We start from the raw sequence: 280 nt of genomic DNA, 5'->3' as shown, positions 1-280 counted from the left end.
CCGACGACATTGATAGCCATAGCTAGAGCACCATAAAATATGGCGCGTGATGGATGGCGGAAATCATCAATCGCACAATCAGTATGCAAAATCCAGCGCATTAACCAAAGTAATATGGAAATAAGGAAAACAACATTAAGCAGAATAAAAAGTATGCTGCCAATTTGATGTTGCCAAGGTAGGGCCAAAGGGAAGGTATAAGTTAAAAACGAGACAATCCCAATCCCCATAACAGTCGTAAACCAGTTGGTACCAAAGTTTTTTGTAAATGTAAATGCCA

The 280-nt window shown here is 39.6% G+C and carries 1 protein-coding gene; it reads right to left on the bottom strand.

The window, feature by feature from the left end; translation table 11 throughout:
* Positions 1–280 (bottom strand): SLAC1 family transporter (locus ACYQ3Q_RS28620; protein WP_459931764.1); only part of this gene is annotated, 280 nt, incomplete at both ends.

It is taken from the genome of Desulfosporosinus burensis (assembly GCF_054657535.1).
The sequence above is the reverse complement of the archived record's forward strand: the minus strand, read 5'-3'. Positions and strand labels throughout refer to the sequence as shown.